Here is a 7748-nt window from a genome sequence, read left to right on the forward strand (position 1 = left end):
CGCGTCCGCTATTCGGACAGCGGATACACGGCATGTGGACACGACCCGAGACCGGCCGATCCCCCGCACCCGGCTCGGCCCGCTCACGGGCCCCCGCACCGGCCTCCCGGGCGGCCGCCCCGGTCCGGGGTGGACGGGGCGCCCGGACGGTCCGATGGGTGGTATCGGCCACAGCGAGGCACCCGCGCGGGGGCGCCCGGGACGCGGGAAACGAGGTATCCGCGCAGGTGGGAGCCGGTGTGCGGGGGATCGGCCGGTCTCGGGTCGTGTCCACATGCCGTGTATCCGCTGTCCGAATAGCGGACGCGGTCGGTTCGCCCGTATGCCTGTCTGCTTTACTTGCAGCCATGACCACGACGAGCAGCCGCACCCTTGCGACCGAGGCGATCACGACGCCCGGTGCTCGTTGTCTGTGTCGAATGCGCGCCTTCTGAGGGCCCCTGCCTGAGCCTCGCGCCCCGAAGCGAGACCGACAGCCGCGCCGCGTCCGAACGTCCCCGGAACCACGGAGAACGCCTCGGAGCGAGCCTGCCCCGCGCACGTGTTGCCCCCGGCCACCAGCCGCACAGCCGTGCCCGCAGAGGACTGTCTGAACCGAATGCCCCGTGCCCGGCGGACACCGCGCCGCGCACTCGACAGTGACGGAAACCCTGTGATCACCACAACGGGCCTGACCAAGGTCTACTCATCGCGAGGCCGCGACGTCACCGCCCTGGACGGCGTCGACCTGCACGTCCGCGAGGGCGAGGTCTTCGGCGTCATCGGACAGAGCGGCGCCGGCAAGTCCTCCCTCATCCGCTGCGTCAACCTGCTGGAGCGCCCGACCTCCGGAACCGTGACCGTCGACGGCCGCGACCTGACCGCGCTCGCCGGCCGGGGTCGGCGCGCGTCGAAGGACCTCCGTGAGGCGCGCACCCGCATCGGCATGGTCTTCCAGCACTTCAACCTGCTGTCCTCGCGGACGGTCGAGGACAACGTCCAACTGCCCCTGGAGATCCTCGGCGTCTCCGGTGCCGAGCGCTCCCGCAAGGCGCTCGAACTGCTCGACCTCGTCGGCCTCGCCGACAAGGCCCGGTCCTACCCCGGCCAGCTCTCCGGCGGCCAGAAGCAGCGCGTCGGCATCGCCCGCGCCCTGGCCGGCGACCCCAAGGTGCTGCTGTCCGACGAGGCCACCAGCGCGCTCGACCCCGAGACCACCCGCTCCATCCTCCAGCTGCTGCGCGACCTCAACCGTCAGCTCGGCCTGACGGTGCTGCTCATCACGCACGAGATGGACGTCGTCAAGACCGTCTGCGACTCCGCAGCCCTGATGAGGAAGGGGAAGATCATCGAATCCGGCACCGTGAGCGAATTGCTCGCCACCCCCGGCTCCGAACTCGCCCACGAGCTGTTCCCGGTGAGCGGTGACGCGTCCGGCCCCGACCGGACCGTCGTCGACGTGACCTTCCACGGCGAGGCGGCCACCCAGCCGGTGATCTCCCAGCTCTCGCGTACCTACAACATCGACATATCGATCCTCGGCGCCGCGATGGACACCGTCGGCGGCCGCCAGATCGGCCGGATGCGCATCGAGCTGCCCGGCCGGTACGAGGAGAACGTCGTCCCCGTCGGCTTCCTGCGCGAGCAGGGCCTCCAGGTCGACGTCGTCGACCCCGCCGCGGCCGCGGCCGTCCCCGCCCAGGGCCCGGCGCTCGTCGAGGAGGTCGCGAAGTGACCTGGTCCCAGATGGAGCCCCTGCTCACCCAGGGCACCCTCGACACCCTCTACATGGTGCTGTGGTCCACCGTCGTCACGGTGGCCGGCGGACTGCCGCTCGGTGTGCTGCTCGTCCTCACGGACAAGGGCGGCCTGCTGCAGAACACCCCCCTGAACAAGGTCGTCGGCGTGATCGTGAACATCGGCCGCTCGCTGCCGTTCATCATCCTGCTGATCGCCCTGATCCCGTTCACCACGCTGGTCGTCGGCACCTTCATCGGCCCCACCGCCATGATCGTGCCGCTCGCCGTGGGCGCCATCCCCTTCTTCGCCCGGCTGGTCGAGACCGCGATCCGCGAGGTGGACCACGGGCTCGTCGAAGCCGTCCAGTCCATGGGCGGATCGGTGCCCACCATCGTCCGCAAGGTCCTGCTGCCGCAGGCCCTGCCCTCGCTGGTCGCCGCCGTCACCACCACCGTGATCGTCCTCGTCGGCTACTCGGCGATGGCGGGCGCGGTCGGCGGCGAAGGGCTCGGCTCCAAGGCCGTGACCTACGGATTCCAGCGCTTCGAGACCCAGTTCATGCTGATCACGGTCGTGATCCTGATCGCCCTCGTGACCATCGTGCAGCTCCTGGGCGACGGCGTCGTACGCCTTCTCGCCCGTCGCGGCCGCGCCGCAAGCTGAAACGTTTCTCCCCCTCGCCCGCACTTGTTGTCCGGGCGTCGCACCACCACAGGAAAGAGGCACTCTTCGTGCGCAGCACCATCAAGCTCACCGCCGCCGCCGCGGCCACCGCCGCGCTCGCCCTCGGGCTCACCGCCTGCGGCACCGCGTCCGACCCGGACTCCGGCGGCGACGCCGGCGGCACGGCCGACGCGTCCAAGGCCCTGGTCGTCGCCGCGTCCCCGACGCCCCACGCCGACATCCTCACCTACGTCAAGGACAACCTGGCCGCCGCGGAGGGACTCGACCTGGAGGTCAAGGAGTTCACCGACTACGTCCTGCCGAACACCGCCACCCAGCAGGGCCAGGTCGACGCCAACTACTTCCAGCACAAGCCGTACCTGGACGACTTCAACAAGAAGAACAAGACGACGATCGTCCCCGTCGTCAACGTCCACCTGGAACCCCTCGGCCTCTACTCCAAGAAGGCCGGGGACATCAAGGACATCACGTCCGGCCAGACCGTCGCCGTCCCCAACGACACCACCAACGAGGGCCGTGCGCTCCACCTGCTCGCCGACAACGGCCTGATCACCCTCGAGGAAGGCGTCGGCACCGACGCCAAGCTCTCCGACATCGCGGACGCCAAGGGCCTGAAGTTCAAGGAGCTGGAGGCCGCCACGCTGCCCCGCGCCCTGAACGACGTCGACGCCGCCGTCATCAACGGCAACTACGCGATCGAGGCCGACCTCGAGCCCGCCGCCGACGCGCTGGCGCTGGAGAAGGCCGAGGGCAACCCGTACGCCAACTTCCTCGCCGTCAAGGAGGGCGACCAGGACGACCCGCGCGTGCAGAAGCTCGCGAAGCTGCTGAACTCGCCCGAGGTGAAGAAGTTCATCGAGGACACGTACAAGGGTTCCGTCGTCGCCTCCTTCGGCGCCGCCCGGTAGGCGGCGCGCGCAGGCCGCTCGACGCCGGCTCCGGGCACCCCCAGGGTGCCCGGAGCCGGCGTCGTTGCGCACCCGGCCATGCGCACCCCGCAGCCGATGTTGCATGCTGTGCCTTTACGGCTACGACCCCGTACGGCCCGCACACGCGTACGGCGACGAGGCAACGACCACCGACGGTCCCGGCATGGAGCAGCGCATGACTCACACCTTCCCGGACGTGTCCATCAGCACGGAGCGGTTGGTGCTGCGCCCCTTCGAGGACGCCGACATCCCGGCGCACACCGAGATGATGAACGACGAGATGGTCACCGCCTGGACATCGGCGCCCCACCCCTACACCGGCCGCGACGCCGAGCGGTGGGTGCGCGAGTTCGCGCCGGCGGAGCGCACCGAGGGGCGCGGAATCGTCTTTGCCGTCACCGAGTTCCTCACCCAGCGGCTGGTCGGCATCGTCCATCTCCGCAACACCGACTGGCGCCTGCTCGCCACCGAGGTCTCCTACGTCACCGCGCCGTGGGCGCGCGGCGAGGGGTACGCCACCGAGTCCGTGCTCGCGGTCGCGCAGTGGCTCTTCAGGGACCGCCGCTTCGAGCGCATGGAGTTGCGCACGGCCGCCGGCAACACCGCGTCCCAGCAGGTCGCCCAGAAGGTCGGCTGCATCAGCGAGGGCGTGCTGCGCAATGCCTGGAGCGTGCGCACCCGGCCCGACGACGGCACCGGCGCCTGGACCGAGGTCCGCACCGACCTGATCGTGTGGAGTCTGCTCCCCGAGGACCTCGAGGCCGATCGCATGGCGGAGGCGGGCTACGCCTCCTACACCGACTGGAACTGAGCGCACCGGGCAGGCTGTCCGCGGAAACCTTCCCGCACCCTTCACGGGATGCGGGGCCGGGTACCCTCGGCGTGCGGGACACCCACCGCCGGTACACCCCCCTGCCTGCGACGACACCAGGAGACTGACGCGATGGCCGACCGGGTCACGGTGATCGGATGGGACGGCTCGCCGCTCACCCGGGCGGCCACGTCCGCGCTCTCTGCCGCCACCCTGGTGGCCGGCGCCGCCCACCACCTGGCCCTGCCCGAGGTGCCGCCGAACGCCGAACGCATCCGTCTGGGCAGCGTCGACCTCGCCGCCCGCCGCATCGCGGGCCATCGCGGGAGCGCGGTCGTCCTCGCCGACGGCGACCCCGGCTTCTTCGGCGTCGTCCGCACCCTGCGGGCGCCCGAGCACGGCCTGGAGGTCGAGGTGGTCCCCGCCGTCTCCTCCGTCGCCACCGCCTTCGCGCGGGCCGGCATGCCGTGGGACGACGCCCTCACCGTCGTCGCCCACCAGCGCACCCTGCGCCGGGCCGTCAACGTCTGCCGCGCCCACCCCAAGGTCGCCGTCCTCACCTCTCCCGGAGCGGGCCCCGCCGAACTGGCCCTGCTGCTCGACGGCATCCACCGCACCTTCGTCATCTGCGAGGAACTCGGCACCGCCCGCGAACAGGTCACGGTGCTCACCTCCGACAAGGTCGCCGACCACGTGTGGCGCGACCCCAACGTCGTGATCGTCATCGGCGGATCCGGCACCCTCACCGGCACCGCCCGCTCCGGCGCCGGCTGGATCGCCGGCCGCGAGCCCGGCTACCCGCCGCAGCAGCGCGGCTGGGCCCTGCCGCCGGACGACGACGAGCCGCACACGCCGTCGCGCGAGGGCGAGTACGCCGGGCTGCGTGCCGCCCAGCTCGCCCGGCTCGGCCCCCGCACCGGCGACCTGGTGTGGGACATCGGCTGCGGAGGCGGCGCGCTGGCCGCCGAGGCCGCCGGTTTCGGCGCCGCGGTCATCGCGGTCGACGCCGACGCCGACGCCTGCCGGCGCACCGACGCCCGGGCGCGCCGCCTCGGCGTGCAGGTCCAGGTCGTGGCGGGCCGCGCCCCGCACGTGCTGGAACGCCTGCCCGAACCCGACGTCGTACGGATCGGCGGCGGGGGAGTCCCCGTGGTGACCGCCGTCGCCGACCGCAGGCCGCAGCGCATCGTCACCCACGCCTCCACCCGCGACGAGGCCGAAGCCGTCGGCGCCGCGCTCGCCGCGGGCGGCTACGACGTCGAGTGCGCACTCCTCCAGTCCGTCGAACTCGACACCGCCGACTGGACCGAACGTGAACGCACCGTGGTCTTCCTCCTCTGCGGCCGCCATCCCGACGCCGCGTCCTGACGGAGCGTCCTGACGGCGCAAACGCGGATACTCCGAGCCTCACGTCGCGCTGCTCACAACTCGGGCCCAACCCCCACTTCCGGCACGGCGGAGGGTAGGCTGGCCGATCGTCGTACCGCGCCCGGGCGCTTGCCGAATGGTCGGTCAATGTCCGGAAATGGGGGTCACTTCGACCCCGGTTCGTGGTACGCCGGAAACCGGGGGGTCGCGCGACGTGGCGCAGCCCACAGCGGACCGCGGCGGATCTTGCTGCCGTGGTGGCGAACGACGGCGACAATGCATGGGGTCGGGGGTCGATCGTGCCGCGCGGCGCACACGCTCGTTGTTGTTCACGGGCGTCAGGTGTGCCGGTCGGACGCCCCGGGCGATGGGCGAAGGAGCACAACCGATGGGCGAGGGGTACGCATGACTGACACCGGCCAGATCCCGGGCGAGGGGCTGCCGGAGAACGCAGGCATGGTGGAGCAGCCGGGCGTCCCCGCCCAGGACGCCTACACCTACCTCGAACCCTCCGGCCACACCTCCGAGGAGGACGACCTCCTGCTGATGCCGGGCGTCCAGGGCGCCTGGAGCGAGCACCAGCACACAGTGCCCGCCCCGGCCCCGGCACACCACGCCGCACCCGCCGCCGATCAGTACGCGGCCGCGCCCGCCCCCGTTCAGCACGCGGTGCCCGCCGGTGTCCCGCAGCACGGCAGCGGCGAGTACCTGATGGACCACCAGGCCGGATACGCCTACGCCGACGGCACCCCGCCCACCGCGGCCGACGGCCGGGGGGAAGCCGTCCAGGAGCCTGCCGCGCCCGAGTTCACCCAGGTCGCCGGCCCGGCCGACAGCGCGCTGTACGCCCTCGGCAACCCGTCGCACGGCGGAGTGCCCGACACGCAGCCGTCCCCGGCAGGCGAGCAGCAGCCCTACGAGCCCGCGCCGTCCCGGGAACCGCTCGCCCAGGTGCAGGGCACCATGTCCGTCGTCCCCGGCGTGGCGCCCGGCCCGCTGCCCCAGGAGCCCGCGGCCGACGCCTCCTTCGCGCCGGGGACCGCACCGGCGCAGCAGGAGGGCTTCCCCGGTGCCTTCGCGCAGGACGCCCCGTACCCCGCCGCCGACGGCGAACAGGCCGCGCACGCCGAGCCGTTCGCCGCCGCGCCCGAACAGGCCGCCCCCGCCGAGGCGTTCGCCGCCGCGCAGGCCGCCCACGAGACCGGCGCCCACGAGGCGGGCGGCCGGGATTCCGGGTCGGTCGACCTCGGTGCCGTCCGTACCCCCTCCGCCGCCACCTCGGCGATGCCGACGCCGCCCCCGGCCCGCAGGCCCCTGCACATGGGCCCGCCCGTTCCCGAGGCGAACAGCGGAGTGGTGCGTTCGCTCGCCGACCGGGGGCCCGCGGGGACCCCGCCGCACCCGATGGCCGTGCGCACGGCGCCCGCCGCCCAGGCCGGCGCGCAGCAGGGGACGACGGGCGTGGAGTACCTGGACGTGCCGCGCGAGGCGGCCGCCGACGAGCTGCCGGGACCGCAGCTCGGCGAGATCCCGCCGCAGGCGGGGGCCCCGTGGGACCCGCAGCCGCCCCGGCCGGAGGCGCCCGCCGCAGAAACGGTCGTTCCTCAGCCGTCCGCCGAACCGGCGGCCGCGTCCGTGGCGGAGGCCGCCGTGCCCGCGCCGCGCGACGGCGACCCGGAGCCGGCACAGCACCTGCCGCCGGAGCCGCAGCCCGAGCCGGAGCCGCAGGCGCCGGCCGCGCCCGTCGCGGAGCCCGCCGCACCGGCCGAGGCACCGCAGCCGCTCGCCGAGGCGGTCCCCCACGACCCGGCCCAGGCGGAGGCCCCCGCCGAGCCCGTGACCGCCGCCCCGGCCCAGGCGGAGGCCCCGGCGGAGCCCGCGGCGCCTGCCGAGGTGGCCGAGGCACCCGCCGAGGCGCCGGAGCCCGCCCAGCAGGCCCAGCCCGAGCCCGAGACGCCGGAGCCCGCGCAGCAGGCGCAGCCCGAGCCCGAGACGCCGGAGCCCGCGCAGCAGGCGCAGCCCGAGCCCGCCGAAGCGCCGGCCCCGTCCACGCAGCCGGCCGAGGSRGTGGCGCCCGCCGCGGGTGGGGTCGGCGGTGACGACGATGTTCACCGGGGTGTCGAGGATGGCCTCGATCTTCAGTTCCTTGAACTGCTTGGCCCGGCCCTTGGGCCACCGGGGTGTCGAGGATGGCCTCGATCTTCAGTTCCTTGAACTGCTTGGCCCGGCCCTTGGGC

The 7748-nt window shown here is 73.4% G+C and carries 6 protein-coding genes; all 6 read left to right on the forward strand.

The window, feature by feature from the left end:
• Nucleotides 1-652 precede the first annotated feature (652 nt).
• Nucleotides 653-1714, forward strand: coding sequence for a methionine ABC transporter ATP-binding protein (locus EAO77_RS26100; RefSeq protein ID WP_147990712.1), 1062 nt, complete (start codon nucleotides 653-655; stop codon nucleotides 1712-1714).
• On the forward strand, nucleotides 1711-2382 hold the full coding sequence (locus EAO77_RS26105) for a methionine ABC transporter permease (protein ID WP_147990713.1): 672 nt from the start codon (nucleotides 1711-1713) through the stop codon (nucleotides 2380-2382). The genes EAO77_RS26100 and EAO77_RS26105 overlap by 4 nt, the downstream gene beginning before the upstream one ends.
• Nucleotides 2383-2450: 68 nt before the next feature.
• A complete protein-coding gene (locus tag EAO77_RS26110) occupies nucleotides 2451-3311 on the forward strand; it encodes a MetQ/NlpA family ABC transporter substrate-binding protein (RefSeq protein WP_147990714.1) in 861 nt (286 codons plus the stop codon).
• A gap of 184 nt (nucleotides 3312-3495) precedes the next feature.
• Entirely contained in the window at nucleotides 3496-4143 is a 648-nt protein-coding gene (locus tag EAO77_RS26115) for a GNAT family N-acetyltransferase (RefSeq protein ID WP_147991038.1), read from the forward strand.
• A gap of 132 nt (nucleotides 4144-4275) precedes the next feature.
• Nucleotides 4276-5511, forward strand: coding sequence for a precorrin-6y C5,15-methyltransferase (decarboxylating) subunit CbiE (gene cbiE / locus EAO77_RS26120; RefSeq protein ID WP_147990715.1), 1236 nt, complete (start codon nucleotides 4276-4278; stop codon nucleotides 5509-5511).
• A gap of 405 nt (nucleotides 5512-5916) precedes the next feature.
• Nucleotides 5917-7725, forward strand: coding sequence for a hypothetical protein (locus tag EAO77_RS40390; RefSeq protein ID WP_315986115.1), 1809 nt, complete (start codon nucleotides 5917-5919; stop codon nucleotides 7723-7725).
• Nucleotides 7726-7748 lie beyond the last annotated feature (23 nt).

This window comes from Streptomyces sp. T39 (assembly GCF_008042045.1).
Classification (GTDB): Bacteria; Actinomycetota; Actinomycetes; order Streptomycetales; family Streptomycetaceae; genus Streptomyces.